Here is an 18238-nt window from a genome sequence, read left to right on the forward strand (position 1 = left end):
GAAAACGCCCGAACGAGGGGACACCCGTGCCTGCCACCGACCCCCCGCCGACCCTGCCGCGAGCCTTGACACGGCTCCGGCCGCGAACGCCCGGCCTGGGCTTCGGCACAGCCTATGTCCACGAAGGGCCGCCCTACGCTGTACGGGACGCCGAGTTGCGACTGACCCGGACGATGACGCCGAGCCGCAGGGCCGACTTCCTGATCGGCCGGTGCGCGCTGCACCGCGCGCTGCGGGACGCGGGGCTCTCCGCGGACGCGGTGCTGTGCGACGGCCCCCGGCCTCGGCTGCCGGCCGGGCTCTCGGCGTCGATCAGCCACTCCAACGGGATCGCGGTCGCCGTGGCCGGGCCCACGAGCCTGTTCCGCACGCTGGGAGTGGACCTCGAACTCAACGACGTGCCGCGCGAAGCGGCCCACTTGGTGCTCCACGCCAGTGAGGCGGTACTGCCCGAAGGGGACGACGCCGCGGTGGCCCGGCACCTGCTCGCCGCGTACGCCGCCAAGGAAGCCGCGTTCAAGGCCCTCAGTCCGGTGCTCGGCGCCGGCCTGCCGGGCCTGCGGGCCCTCCGGCTGGCCCCGCACGCCGACGGCTACCTCGCCCACGCTCCGGCAGGGCCGGGGCTGTGCTTGCGCGTGACCGTGCACCACCTGTCACGGGGCGTACTCGCCTGGGCTGTCCCGAACGTCTGACGCCCGCCACGGACACACCCCGCATCCGCACCCACACCCTCACCCTCACCCTCACGGAGATCGCATCGCCATGATCGCACCTCCCTCGCTCGCAGCGACGCGAAGGCCGGACTGGACGCCCGCAGACTGGCGCGAGCGCGCCGTCGCGCAACAACCGGACTGGCCTGACCCCGCGTTGCTGCACCGGATCCGCGCCCGACTGGCGAGCACGGCGCCGCTCGTGCCACCCGACGAGATCCTCGATGTCCGCAGGCTCCTGTCCCGGGCCGCGCATGCCGACGCCTTCGTCGTCCAGCTCGGCGACTGCGCCGAGACGTTCGACGCTGTGACCTTCGAGGAGACCGCGGCACGGGTGGCCCTCCTGCACGGCACAGCCCGCACGATCGCACGGGCCCTGCGCCGCCCCGTGATACCGATCGGCCGGATCGCCGGCCAGTACGCCAAACCCCGGTCCTCACCCACCGAGCGGGTGGGTGACCTCGTGCTCCCCTCGTTCCGCGGACACTTGGTGAATGCGCCGGACCCCGATCCGGCCGGCCGGCTTCCGGACGCCATGCGTCTGCTCCGAGGGCACCGGCACGCACGAGAAGTGATCGGCCTGCTGCGCGAACTCGCCGACTCCGGCATGGCGATGCCGGAATCACTGGCCGGTGGCGCGCCCGCGGTATGGACCAGCCACGAGGCCCTGGTGCTCGACTACGAGGAGCCGTTGGTACGCCACGACCCCGTCAGCGGCGCCTGGTGCCTGACCTCCACCCACCTGCCCTGGATAGGCGCACGCACCTGCGACCCGGACGGAGCGCACGTGCGCTTCCTGTCCGGAGTGGCCAACCCGGTCGGCGTGAAGATCGGGCCGACCACGGACCCCGAGCAACTCGCCCAGTTGTGCGCCCTGCTCGACCCGGGACACCATCCCGGCCGACTGGTGCTCATCTCCCGCATGGGGGCGGACGCGGTGCGCCGCGCGCTTCCCCCGCTCGTGACGACGGTGGCCCGGCTCGGACATCCGGTGGTGTGGATGTGCGACCCCGTGCACGGCAACACGTACACGAGCGGTACCGGACTCAAGACCCGCCGCGTGGACGCCGTGGCAGCCGAGATCCGCGGCTTCTTCGCCGCCGTTCGCTCCGTCGGCGGCTGGCCCGGCGGGATACACCTGGAGGCGACCCCCGCGAACGTCACAGAATGCCTCGGGGGCATTCCCGCGGTCACCGAGGAGTCGCTTCCCTCGCGTTACGAGACCGCTTGCGACCCACGGCTGAACGGTGCTCAGACCTCGCAGATCGCCGGCCTGGTCGCGGAGCTCTGCGCGACGGGCTGACGTCGGCCCCATCGTGCCGTGCAGCCGCCGGACCGCGTCGGTCCGGCGGCTGCACGTCGCCACGGGCCGGCTACCGCCCGAGGCTGAACACCTGGGCCTTGCCCAGCTTCTGATAGGCCGTTGCGACCTGGGCCAGCCAGGCCACCTCGGCCGCGAAGTCCCGCGCGTCCCGTTCCTCGAACCCGTTGGTCCCCCCGCTGCCCGCCGGCGAGACCCCGGTGCGCTTCGCGTGCAGGGCCTGCCTGATCCGGGCCGCCTCGACGAACGCCTGGCGGGACTCCTCACTCGCCCCCGAGTCCGCCGACAACGCCAGGGTTGTGACGGCGGAGTGGTCGATGTAAGGGCGCAGTTCCCGCCACCCGTCCCGGATCTCCACAACCCGCCGGTGCAGACGGTAGTGAAGGTCCGACACCTGCGTCGCCGTCGGCGGTTCCAGAACAATGTCCGGGGAGGACTCGTACAGGTCCCGCCAGAGCGGGTAGAGCGCGCGGTACGCCCCGTAACTGTCGGCCCACCGCAGCACCTTCGAACTGGAGGCTCCCCAGGACGAGATCGTCAGGCTCAGCGACACGATGATAATGCCCAGCGCGCTGAACACCGAAGGGGCGAGCTTCCACTGCCCGATGCCCACCCCGAACGCCGCTGTGAGGATGTTGACCGTCCGCGCCAGGCAGTAGAGGAACAGCACCACCGCGCCGGCCGACAGCAGCCGCAGGGACCGCCGCAGCCAGGGCTTGGTGGTCATCCTCGCGTACGGGCCGCACTGGCGGAAGATGGTCACGCACGGCACCGCCTGCGAGACGATGAAGATCAGCAGATAGGTCAGGATCAGCGGGTGGTCGCTGCCGGTGTCGAACGCCGAACTCGGCTTGTCCGGGCCGCCGGCCATGAAGAACAGCGCCGTGAGCAGCACGTCGAGGACGAGACCCGCCCCCACCCAATAGGCGACCTTCCGTCTGGCCTCCTCCATGGTGGTCGACCACCGCAAAAGGATGACCTGCGCGCTGATGCAGAAGGCCACCGCGGACAGGTGCATGAGCAGGATCGCCATGTTCCCGATGCCCAGCAACGACTTGCTCTGCAGGGCGACCGCACCCATGGTGAAGGTGAGGCTCTGCAACAACAGGGTGATCACCAGGGTGCGGTGGGCGGAGTCGCGCCAGCTCCGGTGCAGTTGGAGGAGCCGGTACAGGAGCGCGGCGTACGAGGAGAGCGCCGCTATGAGGAAGCAGATGGTCCTGATGGTGTTCACGAACTGGTTCCCTGCCACTCTGCGCGCACGAGACGTTCGGTCTAGGCGGCGTCCTCACCCAGCGGAACCACGAGCCCCACGCTCTCCGCCGCCACGGCGATGGCGTAGTCGAAGAAGGCCGCTTGGTCAGCGACGCTGTCGTGGGTGCGGCTGAACACCTCGAACACCAGGAGACCGATGAGGTTGCTCCACAGCACGATTCCGCGTTCGATGACGTCCGCGTAAGGCGCGTCGGGCACGCCGCCGAACAGCGCGACGGCTTCCGGACGGATCAGAGGTGGCCCGGGGATCGCCCGCCGGGGCGGGGCCAGTTCACCGGCCTCCAGAGCCGCCCGCACGATGCCGGCCATCACTGCAGGAGTGCGGGAAGCGGGAGCCACCGTGTCCACCGGGGCATGGTAGTCGGGCACGGGAGACCCGTAGACCAACGTGAACACCGCCGGGTTGTCGATGGACCAGGCGCGCAGCGCGCGGGTCGCGGCCAGGAAGCGCGCTCCTGCCGTCGCACCGTTCTCCAGGGCCTCCCGGTCCGCCCGCTCCATCGCGCTCGCCGAATCGTCGTAGGCGTCGATGAGCAGCGCGGTGAGCAGGTCGTCCCGGTGCGCGAAGACGGGAGTGACCTCGGTGGGGGAAAGGCCGCCGGCACGGGCCACGGCGTCCAGGGTCAGCCCACTGGCTCCCGTTTCCACGAGCAGTCGACGGGCGGTCGTCTTGAGGGCCTCGGGCAAACCGTTGTGCGGACGGTCGGTGCTACTGACGGAAGCATCCATGGGCAAAAGCTACCCGGCCGCCGGGCCACCGGGGAGCGTAGTGCGCGAAGTGCCCCGGCGACCCTTCTGTGACGTCAGCCACGCGGACACCGACGGGCCCGCGGACGAGCCCCTTCCACCTCGTCCCCCTCGCCGTCCCCCTCCTGGCCCGTGCCGGCGAGCGCCCGATCGACGAGGGAGGGAGCCGCTCCCGTGTACTCCGCCGGGTCGCACAGCTCCACCAGTTCCTTCGGACCCAACATCCCTCGAACCACGGACCGTTCTGCCAGGACCATGTGCAGCGGGCGGCCGTCGGCCCGGGCGGCCGCAGCCGCGTCGCTCACCAGCTGCTTGGCCTTCTCCCTGCCCACGCCCGCCGCCAGTCGGATGGCCAGCCGCTCCGACACCACCTGACCGCCGGTCAAGGAGAGGTTCTCCAACATGCGTTGCGGGTGCACCCCCAGGCCCTCGGTCAGTTCGACCGCCGTGAACGCCGCGCCTCCCACGAGCCGCAGGCACTCCCGCAGCGGCTGCCATTCCGCCTGCCAGCCACCACCGGAGCGCTCGTCCTCGGCCACCAGGCACTGCGTCACGGCGGTCGCGAACACGGGCACCTGGATGGCGGCGGTGCGGATCAGGGTGGCCAGGACCGGATTGCGCTTGTGCGGCATTGCCGAGGAGCCTCCCCGACCGCTCACCGACGGCTCGGTCACCTCGCCGACCTCGGTCCTGGTCAGGTTCTGGACATCGACGGCCATCTTGCCCAGCCCCGCCGCGGTGAAGGACAGAACCGCGGCCAGGTCCGCCATCGGGGTGCGCAGGGAGTGCCAGGGCAGGACCGACCGAGCCAGACCGGTCTCGGCCGCGAAGGCTTCCTCCAACGCCTCGGCATACCGCTGCGGATCGTCCGGGAACCGGCCGCCGAGCCGCCCCTGCTCGAGGTAGCCGGCGAGCGTACCGGCCGCACCGCCGAGCGACGTGGGCAGACCGGTCATGAGCACCGGGTCGATCCGCCGGCAAGCGTCCACCACCAACTGCCGCCAGCCGGCGGCCTTCAAACCGAATGTGGTGGGGACCGCCTGGAGCGCGAGCGTCCGGCCGGCCATCGGGGTGTCGCGGTGCCGGGCGGCCAGGCCGACGAGCGCGACGTCGACGCGTGCCAGGTCCGCCCTGATGATCCGCAGGGCACGCGCGGCCACCAGCATCACGCCGGTGTCCACGATGTCCTGGCTGGTCGAGCCCTGATGGACGTATTCGGCCGCGGCCGGATCCACGGCCGCCACCGCCCGGGTCAGCTCCTTCACCATCGCGACGACGGGGTTGGCCGTATCCCGAGCGGCCAACGCGAGCGTTCTGAGGTCGAAGCGGTCGGCGTCGGCCGCGCGGGCGATGGCCTCGGCGGCCGACCGGGGCACGGTGCCCAGCCTCGCCTGGGCGCGGGCCAGGGCGACTTCGGCGTCGAGCATGGCCTGCAGGAACGCCCGGTCACTGACCGCCGTCTCGATCCGGGTACCGGCGCGGACAGGGGACAGCAGCCCGCTGTCGATGAGCTCCATCATGCGATTACTCCCATACTCCCAAGCGGTCGAACAGGGTGATGGCCGGTCCACGTCGGGTCACCGAGGGCAGGGCGAGCACGGCCCGTGCCATGGCCTCGGAATCGCCCAGCGTCACCAGATCAGATGGTACGTACGTTCGCTTACGGCGAGCCCGCCCCGCTCGTGGCCGCCGCGCCGATGGAGTCCTGACCGGGGAACCCGGCCCGGCGGCGGCGCCCGGGGGCGCCGCTCCGCCCCCGGGCGGCCGATGGCTAGGGAAGCGTGACCGTTTCTCCCGGGGTGATCGTGTCGGGGTCCCCGATCTGCGGGTTCGCCGCCGTCAGTTCGGACAGCGGGACGTCGTTCGCCGCCGCGATGGACGAGAGCGTGTCGCCCTCCCGCACCGTGACGGTGCGGGCCCGGCCGTACTCCGCCGTCAGCCGCGCCAGCTGCCGGGGGCCCGGGATGCCGTCCGCGTCGGCGCCCGTGTCGCCGATCTTCTGCTGGTACCGGCGCATCGACTCGGTGTCGGCCTCCGTCCAATCGGGGCCGGGGCCCTCCTTGTAGGCGCCGCAGCCGGCCCGCACCAGAGTCTCTCCCAGGCGGGTGATGTGGTCGCCACTGCTCCCGGGGCCGTAGGCCAGACCGTCGATCACGACCTGGCGGGAGGAGTCACCGCTCTCCGGCGTCCCCTCGTCCCGGTTCTCCTCCCGGTCGGCGGGCCGGGAGGAGGTGCCGCCGCCGGCCGGGATGTCGGACTCGTCGGCCTGCTCGCCGAAGTGGACGACGCCGGGGCGCCCCCGCCAGTCGGGGTCGGCCACGACGGCGCCCTCCGGGAAGTCCGGGATGCCGTACCCGTAGATGTAGGAGGACTTGCGCGGCCGGGTCTTGAGGTAGACGCCGTCGCCCTCGGCCGAGCCCGAGTCGTTGGTGTTGCCCTCGATGGTGGTGATCTCGTCGTCCGTGTACGCGATGCAGATGCCCGTGTGCGAGCCGCCGCCGGGGCCGAAGAAGACCACGCTGCCGACGGCCGGGTAGGCGCTCCAGCGGCCGCGGTCCTGGAACCACTCCACGCCCGCCGGGCACCACGCGTAGCGCGGCACGATGTCGCCGTTCCCGCTGCGGTCCGCGGCCCAGCTCACGAACATGCCGCACCACGCCTCTTCGTTCATGCCGTACCAGCGGCCGAACTTGTTGTCGTTGTCCCAGTGCCCGTCGGAAAAGCCCTCCTGGTATCCGATCTCCTCCCGGGCGACACTGATGAATTCCCTGGCTCCGGCCATGGTTTACCCCTCCTGAATTTTGAGCATGAACATTTCCGTGGCGACGGTGATCGCAGTGGAATGAAAGCTCGCGCGATGCTGCGCGGAGGGCACGGCATGGGCGTGCACCGCCTCCGACGTGGGACGCGAGCTGTCGATCACCATGCCACATCGAGACCGGAGATGCCCTGCCGGACTCCCGTTGAACGCTTTTCCGGGACGCGTTGACCGCCGCGTTGATGCGCATTGATTTCGCGTTGATCCATCACAGATCAAGGCCCGGAAGAATGATGGACGTCGAAAAGGTTCGGCTGCTCCCAGAGCAATTCACATGACGCCGCGCCGAAGAATGCGCAGCGCTCCAGAACGGTTGGCAGAGAGAAATGTCCCCGCAGAACGGCCAGATGTACGTCCTTCGCTCGGCGACCGGCGTGGTCGCCGACGTCGACCACAGCAACACGGCACCGGGCACGAAGATCCAGGGCTGGTCGCCCAACGGCTCCAAGGCGCAGAGTTGGGTCTTCTGGGCCAAGGACAACGGCTCGTGGCTGCTGGAGACGGGGCTGACCCACGGCACCCACGGCCCCGGCCAGGCCATGGTCCTCGACTACGACTTCACCAACTTCCGGGCCCACCTGGTCAAGGAGCACGGGCAGGCCAACCAGCTGTGGCGGCTGGAGGACGCCGGTGACGGCTATGTGCGCCTCAAGAGCCTGCGTACGGAAGGCGGCGACGCCTACCTGACCGCCGACGGCGGTGGCAGCTTCCTGGGCGTGTGGCGGTCCGCCCCGGGCAACGACGCCCAGCGGTGGCGGCTGGAGGGCGTGGCGGGCTCCGGTCAGGGAGGCCAGGGCGGTCAGCAGCCCCAGCCGCAGCCTCAGCCCCAGCCCGGCGGTGGCGGCTCCGCCGTCGAGCAGATGCTGAACCTGGTCAACCAGGAGCGGGCGAAGGTCGGTCTGCCGGGCCTGGTCCTCGACGGCGGGCTGTGCGCGGCGGCCCAGCGCCAGTCCGACGACATGGCGCGCAACAACTTCCTGGGCCACGTCGGTTCGGACGGCAGCGACTTCTCGCGGCGCTTCAAGGACGCGGGCGTCCAGAGCACATCCGGGTCCGAGAACGCCGCCACCGGCTCCGACGTGCGCGGAACCATGGACATGTGGATGCGCAGCGAGGGGCACCGCAACAACATCCTCGGGCGTGACTACCGGCGCTTCGGGGCGGCCTTCGCCCCCGGCAGCGGTGGCCGCTGGACGCAGACCTTCGCGAACTGACGGCACCGAGACGGACACCCGAGAGGACACCCCCCATGGGCATCACCTGGATACCCGGTGCCGAACGCCTGGGCGGCGGGGACATCGGCGGCGGCATGGACACCCCCGACGAGCCGCCCCGCATCGTCTGGCACACCACCGAGAGCGGTGCCGGTGACGCGGAGTTCGACTCCACCGGCGACTACCTGATCGAGATCGGCGCCGAGCCGCACGTGCTCTACGACCCGACGACCGACCGCATCGGCCAGTTCGGTCCGCTGGACGAGAGCGCCCGCGCCCTGCGCAACGACGGCGACGACCGCACCAATCGCACCGGCAGGGTCTGCATCCAGGTCGAGGTGCTGGCCCGGGCGAGCGAGCCCTTCACCGACTACTGGCAGCCGGGGCCGAACTTCGCCGCGCTGCTCGACGCCGCCCGCTCCTGGGGCGTCCCGGACGCCTGGCCGGCGGGTGACCTCGCCGCCGACGGCTCCGACTCCACCAGCCGGGACAGCGACACCTGGCACTCAGAGGGCGGCCACTACGGGCACGCCAACGTCCCCGGCAACGACCACTGGGACCCGGGTGCCATCGACCGCTCGGCGATTCTCGCCGCGGGCTCGGGCGACGCCCCGGCCGCTGCGGACGACGAGCCCGGCGCCTCGTCCGGAACCGGGGCCACCGAGGTCAGCCTGGCGAACGTCGTGGCCGCGGCCGGGAGCGACCCGGACGCCCCGCAGGGTGCGACCACCCACCGCGACGACGTGCTCGTCGTGGAGCGTGCCCTCCAGGCCGAGGGCCTGCTGTCCGCCGACTGGGTCGACGGCTCCTTCGGCACCAGGACCCAGGACGCCTACGCCGAGTGGCAGAGCCGCTGCGGCTACGAGGGCGACGACGCCGACGGCGTCCCGGGCCGTACCACCCTCGAGAAGCTGGGCGCGGAGCACGGCTTCCGCGTCGCCGGCTGAACCCCTGTCTCTTCCCTCTACGAAAGGCGCCGCAGCATGTCTGTCGCCCCACAGAACGGCCAGTTGTTCACCCTCCGGGCCGCCAACGGCCTGACCGCCGACGTCAATTCCAGCCAGATCACGGCGGGCAACCGGATCCAGGGCTGGAAGCCCAACGGGTCGCAGGCGCAGAGTTGGGTCTTCTGGGCCAAGGACAACGGCTCGTGGCTGCTGGAGACGGGGCTGACCCACGGCACCCACGGCCCCGGCCAGGCCATGGTCCTCGACTACAACTTCAGCGCCGGGGTCACCCACCTGTTCACCGAGCACGGTGACACCAACCAGCGCTGGCTGTTCGAGGACGCGGGCAGTGGCTGGTACCGGATCAAGTCGGTGCGCGGGAACGAGGGCGACCGCTACCTGACGGCCGTCGGCGAGGGCATCGCGCTGGCGCTGCGGGGCCCGGACGGGGGCGACCCCGGCCAGCGGTGGGAGCTGCTGCCCGTCGGCTCCCGGCCGCAGCAGCCGGGCGGCCAGGGCGTGCGGATCACGCTGGACGCCGGGCAGGCCCCCGACCTGGCCGGCTGGCTCGAGGCGCAGAAGCCGGTGCTGGAGACCTGGTTCCCCAAGACGGTCGCGCTGATCATAGGCGACGCCTACGCGGCGCCCGCCGAGTACCGGATCGTGCTCGACCGGTCCAACACCGGCGTCGCCTATGCCTCCGGCGGCATGGTGAGCGTCAACCCCGACTACGTGCGCCGCAACCCCGGCGACAAGGGCTTCCTCATCCACGAGCAGGTCCACATCATCCAGCAGACGCGCAGCCTGCCCTCGTACTTCGTGGAGGGCGTGGCCGACTGGGTGCGCAACTACCACTTCGAGAACGGCGGGCTCCCCTCCGTCCGGTCCTCCGACAAGTACACCGACGCGTACAAGACGACGGCGTACTTCCTCGACCACGTGGCCACGCACTACGACGGCGACATCGTGCGCAAGCTGAACGTGGCCGGGCACGAGGGCTCGTACGACGGCGACGACCAGTGGTGGCGTGCCCGCACGGGCAAGACCGCTCAGCAGCTGTGGGACGAGATCCCCAAGAGCTGAGACTCCTCGGCGGGATGACTTCCCCCGTCCCGCCGAGGCGCCGTGTCCCCCGGTTCCCCCCAGCCGGGGGACACGGCCCTTCAGAGTTCCCGGAGGTGCCGCACGATGTCGTCCGCGTCCGGCAGGCCGAGCTCGCGGAAGACGCTCTCCGCACGGCGGTAGTGGTCCCGGGCCCGGTCGGCGTCGCCCTGGACCCGGTGGGCGTGGCCGAGCTGCGCGAGGGCGCGGGCGAGGATGCCCGCGTCGCCGCGCGCCTCGGCGATGTCCCGTGCCCGCGCGGCGTGTTCGGCGGCCTCCACGGGCCGCCCCGAGGCGTTGTGGGCCTCGGCGATCGCGCCGAGCAGGAGGCCCTCGCGGTAGCGGGAGCCCGTCTCGCGCCACAGGCGCAGGCTCTCGTGCAGGCAGTCGAAGGCCTCGGACGTCCGCCCGGTCCGCAGGCAGACCTGGGCGAGGTTGTGCAGCGCGTTGGCCTGACCCGCGACGTCCCCGGTCGCCCGGGTGACGGCGACGGCCTCGCGGCAGTGCGCCAGCCCCTCCTCGGCCCGGCCGGTGGCCAGCAGGGCCAGGCCGAGGAAGCCGAGCGCGTACGCCTCGATGCCGCGGCTGGCCAGGGCCCTGCCGTGGGCCAGCGCCTCGGTCAGCATGGCGTGCGCGGCGGTGAAGTCGCGCAGGGCCAGCGCGCCTCCGCCCCGTGTGATCAGGACATGGGCGAGCAGCGTCCGGTCCCCGGCCGCCCGGCACAGCTCGACGGCCCGGTCCAGGGCGGGGGCGCCGAGCCGCATGGCGAAGCGGTGCTGCACGGAGCTGCCCAGCATGTACAGGGCACGTGCTTCCGCGGTGCGGTGGCCGGCGGCGCGCGCGGCCCCGGTCAGGATCCGGGCGGCGCGCTCGATGCCGTAGGGCTGCGCGCCGAGGCGGCCGAGCGGGTCCGCGGCCAGCAGCAGGTCCGCGCAGACGGTCAGCGACAGGGAGGCGTCGCCCGCCGCCTGTTCGATGAGCCCCAGGAGCGACGTCTGCTCGTCGCGCAGCCAGGCGGCGGCCTCCTGCGGGCCGGTGAAGACCGGGCCCGCGGAGCGCGGCGGGGCCGCGTTCCCGGGGAACACGTCGTCGGGGAGCCATGCCCGGTGGGCGTCGAGGGCGGTGGCGAGGCAGAACTCCAGCAGGCGGGTGAGCGCGGCGGTCCGCTCGTGGTCCGGCACTTCGGCGACCGCGGTCTGACGGGCGAAGAGCCGGAGCAGGTCGTGGTAGCGGTAGCGGCCTGGGGCGGCCGACTCCAGCAGGCTCAGGTCGACCAGCGACTCGCACAGCTCCTCCGCCTCCCGCTCCGGCCGGGCGAGCAGCGCCGCGGCGGCGGGCACGCCCAGTTCGGGCACCTCGGGCAGGGCCAGCAGTCGGAAGGCGCGGACGTGCTCGGCGTCCAGCAGTTCCATGCCGAGCCGGAAGGTCGTCTCCACTGCGGCGTCCTCCGCCCTGAACGCGCCGAGGCGGCGCCGCTCGTCCGCCAGCAGCGCGGCGGTCTCGGCGAGCGTGTGGTCCGGCCGGGCGACCAGCCGGGAGGCCACGATGCGGAGGGCGAGCGGCAGGTGGCCGCAGGCGCCGAGCACCTCGGCGGCGGCCTCCGGCTCGGCGGACACGCGCCGTGCGCCGACGATCCGGGTCAGCAGCTCCAGGGCCTCCGCGGGTGCCATGGGCCGCAGGTCCACCAGGGTGGCCCCGGTCAGGCCGGCGAGCCGGGAGCGGCTGGTGAGCAGCACCGCGCTGCCGGGCGCGCCGGGCAGCAGGTCGCGCACCTGGGCCAGGTCGCGGGCGTTGTCCAGCAGTACGAGCACCCGCCGGGTGGCGAGCAGGGAGCGGTAGAGGGCGGCCCGCTCCCCGGGCAGTACCGGGAGGTGACCGGCGCGGACACCGAGGACGCGCAGGAAGCGGCCCAGCACCTCCATGGGCTCCGCGGGCCGGGGGTCGGTTCCCCTCAGGTCCGCGTAGAGCTGCCCGTCCGGGAAGCGGTGGCGCATCCGGTGGGCCACGTGGATGGCGAGGGCGGTCTTGCCGATGCCGCCCATCCCGCTGATGGCGCTGAGGGCGACGATCCGGCCGCTCTCCAGCGCGGTGCACAGCCGGTCGGCCTCGTCGTCGCGGCCCGTGAAGTCGGCGGTGTCCTGGGGCAGTTGGGCCGGTCCGTCGGCTCCGGCCGGAGCGCGGAGCCCGGTCGCGCCGTCCGCCTGCCGCCCGGGTCCGGCGGTGAGGATCTTCTGCTGGAGCCGGTCCAGGCCGGGTCCCGGGCGGGTGCCCAGCTCCTCGGCGAGCGCGCGGCGGACGTGTGCGTGGACGCCGAGTGCGTCCGCCTGCCGTCCGGCGTGGTGCAGCGCTGTCATCAGCAGCTCGTGGACCCGCTCGCGCCACGGGTGTTCGGCGGCCAGCGCGCGCAGCGGACCGAGCGCGTTGTCGTGCCCGCCCAGCGCGATCTCGGCCTCCCAGCGGGCCTCGACGGCCGACAGGCGCAGCTCCTCCAGCCGGACGCGCTGGGCCTCGGCGTACGGGCCGGGCACACCGGCGAGCGGCCTGCCGCGCCACAGGTCCAGCGCGGAGACGAGCAGCGACCGCGCCCGTTCGGGCCGGCCGGCGGCCCGGGCCCGCCCCGCCTCGGCCGTACGGAGCTCGAAGACCGTCAGGTCGACGTCCTCCGGGGCGACGCGCAAGGTGTAGCCGCCGTCCGTCGTCAGCAGCGTGCGCGCGGTGGCGCGGGGTGCCCGGCCGGGCTCCAGCAGCCGGCGCAGGGTGAAGACGTGGGTGCGCAACGCCCCCAGCGCGCCGGGCGGGGCCTCGTCGCCCCAGACCGCGGCGATCAGTTCCCGGGCGGACACGGGGGTGTTCGCCCGCAGCAGCAGGACCGCGAGCACCGCCTGCAGCCGGGGCGCGCCGACGGGCACCTCGGCCGGCCCGTCGTGCACGCGAAGGGGACCGAGAACGGTGAACCGGCAGGCGGCGGTTCGCCCGGATTCGCCGCCGGAGGAACGACCGGGAGAGACAGCAGGGGGCATGGGGTGTCTCCGAATGACGTGAGGACCACTTGGCGTGAGGGTCTTTTTGACGAGAGGTCAGACGAGAGGTCACAGGAGGCCGGATCGCCCGTGATGAGTTCGGCAAGTGAGGAGAGCGGGCCGCTCTCGTCAGGGGACCGGTGCCGGTTCGAACCCGTCCCGGCGCCCGGACCCGTCACCGAGCAGGGCGAGGAGGTCGTCGGCCTCCGGCATGCCCAGGCGGGCGCAGATCTCGTGCGCGGTGCGCCGGTGCGCGTGGGCGCCGTCGTGGTCCCCCATACGACCGAGCGCGGAGCCGAGCGCGGCCAGGGCGTGGGCGCGGCCGCGGTCGTTCCTGACCTCCTCCAGCGTCGCGGCCGCGGTCCGGGCCAGCTGGGCGGCCTCCTCGGCGCGGCCGGTGGCGAGCCGGTTCTCCGCGAGCCGGGAGAGGGTGAGCCCTTCCCACAGCCGGTTGCGGCGGTCGCCGAAGAAGGCCAGCGCCTCGGTGAGGCGCGCGGCGGACTCGGCGGTCCGTCCGGCGGCACCGAGGACGACGCCCAGTTCGTACAGGGCGAACCCCACCCGGCGGCCGTTGCCCAGACCTTGATGGAGCATCAGGGCCTCTTCCGCGTCCGCGACCGCCGGGGCCGTCTCGCCCGCCGCCTGGCGCACCCGGCAGCGCGCGCCGAGGGCGTTCGCCTCGCCGAGCCGGTCGGCCTGCGCCCGGAAGACCGCCAAGGCCTCGGTGAGGAGGGCGCGGGTCTCGTCGTGGTCGCGCAGGTGGTACAGGCAGCGGGCCAGCAGCACCAGGGCGTCGGCCATGACGAGCGCGTCGCCGGCCGCGCGGCTCGCCGCCACCGCCCGGCGGTAGACCACGACCAGTTCGCGGAGGCGGGCCGCGTAGTAGTGGCCGTGGCCGAGGGCCAGGTAGGCACGGCCCGCGCTGCGCCGGTCGCCCAGGCGGAGCGCCGCGGCGACCACTTCCTCGGCCGCCTGCTCGAACTCCGGCCCGGGGCGCCCGCGTTCCAGCAGCTCCTCCGTCATGAGCAGCAGGTCGGCCGCCGGGGCGAGGGCGCCGTCGGGGGCCTTGGCCGCCTGGCGCACCGCCGCGACCAGGCATGGCGCCTCCTCGGCCAGCCAGGCGCCGGCGTCCTCGGCCGTGGCGAACGACAGTCCGGGGACCGTCGCGGTCATCCCCAGGCGTTCGGCCCTGTCGAGGGCGCCGGGGTACGAGGCCCGCACCGTGGACACCAGGAACTCCAGCAGGCGGCGCAGGGAGGCGGCCCGCCCCTCCGGTGACTCCTCCGTGCCGGCGCGTCCACGCGCGTAGAGGCGCAGCAGGTCGTGGTAGCGGTAGCGGCCGGGGGTGGGGGACTCCAGCAGGCTGACGTCGACCAGGGACTCGCACAGCGCCTCGGCCTCCGGCTCCGGCAGGCCGAGGACGGCGGCCGCGGCGGCGGACGAGACGTGCGGGCCGTCGGGCAGGGCGAGCAGCCGGAAGGCGCGCTGCTGGGCCGGCCGGAGCTGGTCGTGGCCGAGTGCGAAGGCGGCCTCGACGGTCAGGTCGGCGACGCGCAGTTCCGCCAGGCGGTGCTGCTCGTCGGCGAGCCGGCCGTGCAGCGCGCCGAGCGGCCACGCGGGGCGCGTGGCCAGCCGGGCGGCCACGATCCGTACGGCCAGCGGCAGGTGGCCGCAGGCCGACACCAGCCGGGCGGCGTCGTCCGCCTCGGCGGCGACGCGGGCCCGGCCCATGACCTTGCCCAGGAGCTCGAGTGCCTCGCCCGGGGTCATGACGTCGAGGTCGACCAGGCGCGCGGACGCCGGCCCGGCGGGCTTGGTACGGCTGGTGACCAGGACGGCGCACGAGGGCGGCCCGGGCAGGAAGGCCCGCACCTGCTCGGGGCCGTGGGCGTTGTCGAGGAGGATGAGCACGCGGCGCCCGTCCAGCCGGGCGCGGAAGAGCGCGGAGCGCTCCGCCAGGCCCTCGGGTATCGCGGCGTCGTCCACGCCCAGCGCCCGCAGGAACGAGCCCAGTACGGTGGCCGGGTCGGCCGGGTGGCCGCCGACGCCCTGGAGGTCGGTGTAGAGCTGTCCGTGCGGGTAGGACTCCCGCACCCGGTGCGCGACGTGCACGGCGAGGGCGCTCTTGCCCACCCCGCCGGCTCCGGAGACCGCCACCACGGCGGCGGCCCCGGGACGGTCGGAGGTCAGCAGCGCGCACAGGTCCGCCACGAGCGCGGCGCGGCCGGTGAAGTCGGCGAGGTCGCCCGGGAGCTGGGCGGGCAGCGGCGGCGCGGCCGGGTCCGGGAGCCCGGTGGCGTCCGGCGCCGTGAGCCGGTCCCGTGCCTCTGCGAGGTCGCGGCCGGGTTCGAGCCCGAGCTCCTCGCCCAGCAGCAGGCGGGCCTCGTCGTAGACGGCGAGCGCCTCGGCGGACCGGCCGTCACGGTACAGCGCCCGCATCTGGAGGGCGCGCAGCCGCTCGCGCAGGGGATGGCGTGCGGCCAGGTCGGTGAGCTCCACGAGGACCGACTGCGAGCCGTCCAGCTCCAGGTCGAGCTCCAGGCGGGCTTCGAGGGCCGTCAGGCGCTGGTCGGCGAGCCGGGCGCGGTGCGCGTCCATGGCCGCGCCGGGGACGCCCCGCAGGGGGCCGTCCTGCCAGGGCTCCAGCGCGAGGCGCAGCCGGGCGCGGGCCTCCGCGAGCTGTCCGGCCGCCCGGGCCCGGCCCGCCGACGCGACGTGGTCCTCGAACCGGGCGAGGTCCACGGCCTCGCGCGGCACGTGCAGCGCGTAGCCGTCGGGGACGGACACCAGGACCCGGGGGGACTCCCCCGCGGCCCGCTCCGGCTCCAGCAGCTTGCGCAGCCGCGAGGCGTACGTCCGCAGGGCCCCCACGGCGCGGGGCGGCGGGTTCCCGCCCCACAGGGCCTCCACGACGTCGGCCACCGACGCGGCCCGCTCCCGGCGCAGCAACAGCACGGCGAGGAACGCCTGCTGCTGCGGGGAGCCGAGCTCCAGCTCCCTGTCGCCGCGCCACGCGCGCAGCCGCCCGAGCAGCGCGAACCGCAGCCCGGTGTCCCCGGTGACCATCTTCCGCCCCACCCCATTGACGCCTTCAGGCGCGCATGCCGTACGGCGGACCGACCCCGTTTTTCCGCCAGGTGCCCGGCACGTCGCCCCCTGGCGTGCGCTTGACCTGGATATTACCCGTGGGGAATCCACCCTTTAACGTCGCCGGGCCGCCATCGCCTTCCGGCGGCTGCCCACGCTGCCCGCCGGGCGGGGCCGTGGGATCAAGGAGTGGTCGTCGAGACGACGAAGACCTGCGGGTAGTCCGGGTTGTCCAGGTTCGCGGTGATGGCGAGCGTCGGCTTGGGCTTGTCCTGCTCGCGGACCGTGCCCGCCCAGTGGTGTCCCGAGCCGAACTTCCAGCCGACCTCCGCCGCCTGGTCGTCGTCGATGGTGACCTCGCCGTTCTTGAGCGCGGAGGCGCTCGTGCCGACGTCCGTCAGCCACTTCGCGAACTTGGCGCGGGTGGTGGTGAACTGGAGGTACAGCGAGCTGGCCTTCCACGAGTTGGTCTCGTAGCTGGCCACGTCCTCGGCGTAGGACGGCACCGTCACCTCGTAGACGCGGCGCTGGAGCCGGGACGGCCAGCCCTCCTCCAGGCCGGTCGAGGCGGCCTGCTCCTTCTTGGAGTCGCTGCCGCCGCGGCTCTGCATCGCAGAGATGTAGAGGTAGCCCGCGGGGATCGCGATCAGCAGGAAGACGATCACGGCCTTGAGCCAGCGGCGCCGGGGACGGCCGCCGTCCGGCTCGTCGGGGGTCGTGGTGCGCTCGGGGAGTTCCATGGTGGCCGTCACCCGCGGCCCGCCTGTGCGTAGCGCTCGTAGCGCTCGACCCGGCGCCGGTTGGCGCGGCGGAAGCGGCGGGCGACGAGCCGGGCCAGGTCGGCGGCGCCGACCATGCCGGCCTCGGGGCCCAGCTGCGCCTTGACGATCCGGGCCTCGGGGCGGTAGCCGCGGCCGGTCAGGTGGCGGCGGAAGGCGTCCCGGGCGGGGCCGATGAGCAGGTCGTCGGCGGCGCTGACGCCACCGCCGATGACGAAGCAGGAGGGGTCGAGGGCGGCGGCGAGGTTGGCGATGCCCACGCCCAGCCACTGGCCGATGTCCTGGAGCAGCTCGACGCACATGGCGTCGCCGGAGCGGGCCAGCTCGGTGATGAGCGGCCCGGTGATCTCGGAGATGTTGCCGCCGACGCGGTCGATGATGCCGTACGCGACCGGGGACTCGGCGGCGGCCAGCTCGCGGGCCTCGCGCACCAGCGCGTTGCCGGAGCTGTACTGCTCCCAGCAGCCGCGGTTGCCGCAGGGGCAGCGATGGCCGCCGGGCACGACCTGCATATGGCCGAACTCGCCCGCGACCCCGTACTTGCCGCGCTTGACCTGGCCGTCCTCCAGGATGGCGCCGCCGATGCCGGTGCCCAGGGTGATCATCACCAGGTGGTCCTCGCCGCGGCCCGCGCCGAAGCGCCACTCCGCCCAGGCGGCGGTGTTCGCGTCGTTGTCGACCATGACGGGGACGGCGAGGCGGCCGGCGAGGCGGTCGCGCAGCGGCTCGTTGCGCCAGGACAGGTGCGGGGCGAAGAGCACGCGGTTGCGGTCGGCGTCGACCCAGCCCGCCGCGCCGATGCCCACCGCGTGCACGTCGTGCCGGTCGGAGAGGTCCAGGACCAGCTCGGTGATGGTGTCCTCGACGACCTTGGGGCTCTTGGACTTGTCCGGCGTCTCGGTGCGGATCTTCTCCAGGATGGTGCCGTCGGCGTCGACGACGCCCGCCATCACCTTGGTGCCGCCGATGTCGATGCCGACCGTGGGGACGCGCGGGGCGGTCAGGTGCGACCGGCGCTCGCGGGTGCCCACCGTACGGAGCACGGTCGCTCTCGCCGCACCCCGGTGGAGCTCGCGGTACATGCTCATCGTGCCTCCACTGCGTGGGGCCTGGCGGTACGGGGGCGTGCTCGCACGAGTCGGTGTCCCTGCGCTGGTCTCTGGAGGCTGCGCCTCACGTATACGGTCGGTGCGATTGTGCCTCACGGAGCCGTTCGGTA

14 protein-coding genes are annotated in these 18238 nt (G+C 73.3%); 5 read left to right on the forward strand and 9 right to left on the reverse strand.

Annotation, left to right across the window (positions count from 1 at the left end):
- Positions 1-26 precede the first annotated feature (26 nt).
- On the forward strand, positions 27-692 hold the full coding sequence (locus ABD269_RS26445) for a 4'-phosphopantetheinyl transferase superfamily protein (RefSeq protein ID WP_344121704.1): 666 nt from the start codon (positions 27-29) through the stop codon (positions 690-692).
- 70 nt (positions 693-762) lie between these two features.
- The gene (locus tag ABD269_RS26450; protein ID WP_344121707.1) at positions 763-2013 is read left to right on the forward strand and encodes a 3-deoxy-7-phosphoheptulonate synthase; all 1251 of its coding nucleotides are present in this window, start codon (positions 763-765) and stop codon (positions 2011-2013) included.
- A 70-nt stretch (positions 2014-2083) separates the two neighbouring features.
- Here ABD269_RS26450 and ABD269_RS26455 read toward each other — a convergent pair whose 3' ends face one another.
- The 5 genes from ABD269_RS26455 to ABD269_RS26475 all read right to left on the reverse strand — a co-directional run bounded on the left by ABD269_RS26455 (position 2084) and on the right by ABD269_RS26475 (position 6979).
- Positions 2084-3265 (reverse strand): MAB_1171c family putative transporter, encoded by a 1182-nt coding sequence (locus ABD269_RS26455; protein ID WP_344121709.1) that lies wholly within the window; start codon positions 3263-3265, stop codon positions 2084-2086.
- Between the two features lie 41 nt (positions 3266-3306).
- Positions 3307-4035, reverse strand: coding sequence for a TetR/AcrR family transcriptional regulator (locus tag ABD269_RS26460; RefSeq protein ID WP_344121711.1), 729 nt, complete (start codon positions 4033-4035; stop codon positions 3307-3309).
- Positions 4036-4109: 74 nt separating this feature from the next.
- On the reverse strand, positions 4110-5573 hold the full coding sequence (locus ABD269_RS26465; RefSeq protein ID WP_344121713.1) for a nitrosuccinate lyase: 1464 nt from the start codon (positions 5571-5573) through the stop codon (positions 4110-4112).
- 251 nt (positions 5574-5824) lie between these two features.
- Positions 5825-6835 carry a peptidoglycan-binding protein gene (locus ABD269_RS26470; protein ID WP_344121715.1) on the reverse strand — a complete coding sequence of 337 codons (1011 nt, stop codon included), beginning with the start codon at positions 6833-6835 and terminating at the stop codon, positions 5825-5827.
- A gap of 3 nt (positions 6836-6838) precedes the next feature.
- Positions 6839-6979, reverse strand: a complete 141-nt coding sequence (locus tag ABD269_RS26475) for a hypothetical protein (protein ID WP_344121717.1) — start codon at positions 6977-6979, stop codon at positions 6839-6841.
- 218 nt (positions 6980-7197) lie between these two features.
- Here ABD269_RS26475 and ABD269_RS26480 point away from each other — a divergent pair, with 218 nt between their 5' ends.
- Genes ABD269_RS26480 through ABD269_RS26490 form a run of 3 tightly spaced genes read left to right on the forward strand, consistent with a single transcriptional unit; the run spans position 7198 to position 10115 of the window.
- Positions 7198-8085: a CAP domain-containing protein gene (locus tag ABD269_RS26480; RefSeq protein WP_301891493.1), complete on the forward strand. Its 888-nt coding sequence runs from the start codon at positions 7198-7200 to the stop codon at positions 8083-8085.
- 35 nt (positions 8086-8120) lie between these two features.
- The gene (locus tag ABD269_RS26485) at positions 8121-9032 is read left to right on the forward strand and encodes a peptidoglycan-binding domain-containing protein (protein ID WP_344121719.1); all 912 of its coding nucleotides are present in this window, start codon (positions 8121-8123) and stop codon (positions 9030-9032) included.
- A 36-nt stretch (positions 9033-9068) separates the two neighbouring features.
- Entirely contained in the window at positions 9069-10115 is a 1047-nt protein-coding gene (locus ABD269_RS26490; RefSeq protein ID WP_344121722.1) for a basic secretory protein-like protein, read from the forward strand.
- A gap of 80 nt (positions 10116-10195) precedes the next feature.
- Here ABD269_RS26490 and ABD269_RS26495 read toward each other — a convergent pair whose 3' ends face one another.
- From ABD269_RS26495 to ABD269_RS26510, 4 genes are all read right to left on the reverse strand, one after another.
- Entirely contained in the window at positions 10196-13063 is a 2868-nt protein-coding gene (locus ABD269_RS26495; protein WP_344121724.1) for an AfsR/SARP family transcriptional regulator, read from the reverse strand.
- A gap of 219 nt (positions 13064-13282) precedes the next feature.
- Positions 13283-16231 (reverse strand): AfsR/SARP family transcriptional regulator, encoded by a 2949-nt coding sequence (locus ABD269_RS26500; RefSeq protein WP_344121727.1) that lies wholly within the window; start codon positions 16229-16231, stop codon positions 13283-13285.
- Between the two features lie 191 nt (positions 16232-16422).
- The gene (locus ABD269_RS26505) at positions 16423-16992 is read right to left on the reverse strand and encodes a hypothetical protein (protein WP_344121730.1); all 570 of its coding nucleotides are present in this window, start codon (positions 16990-16992) and stop codon (positions 16423-16425) included.
- A complete protein-coding gene (locus ABD269_RS26510) occupies positions 16989-18107 on the reverse strand; it encodes an ROK family glucokinase (RefSeq protein ID WP_116214548.1) in 1119 nt (372 codons plus the stop codon). Before ABD269_RS26510 ends, ABD269_RS26505 begins: the two co-directional genes overlap by 4 nt.
- Positions 18108-18238: the final 131 nt, after the last annotated feature.

The sequence above is a fragment of the Streptomyces blastmyceticus genome (assembly GCF_039521185.1).
Taxonomy (GTDB): Bacteria; Actinomycetota; Actinomycetes; order Streptomycetales; family Streptomycetaceae; genus Streptomyces; species Streptomyces blastmyceticus.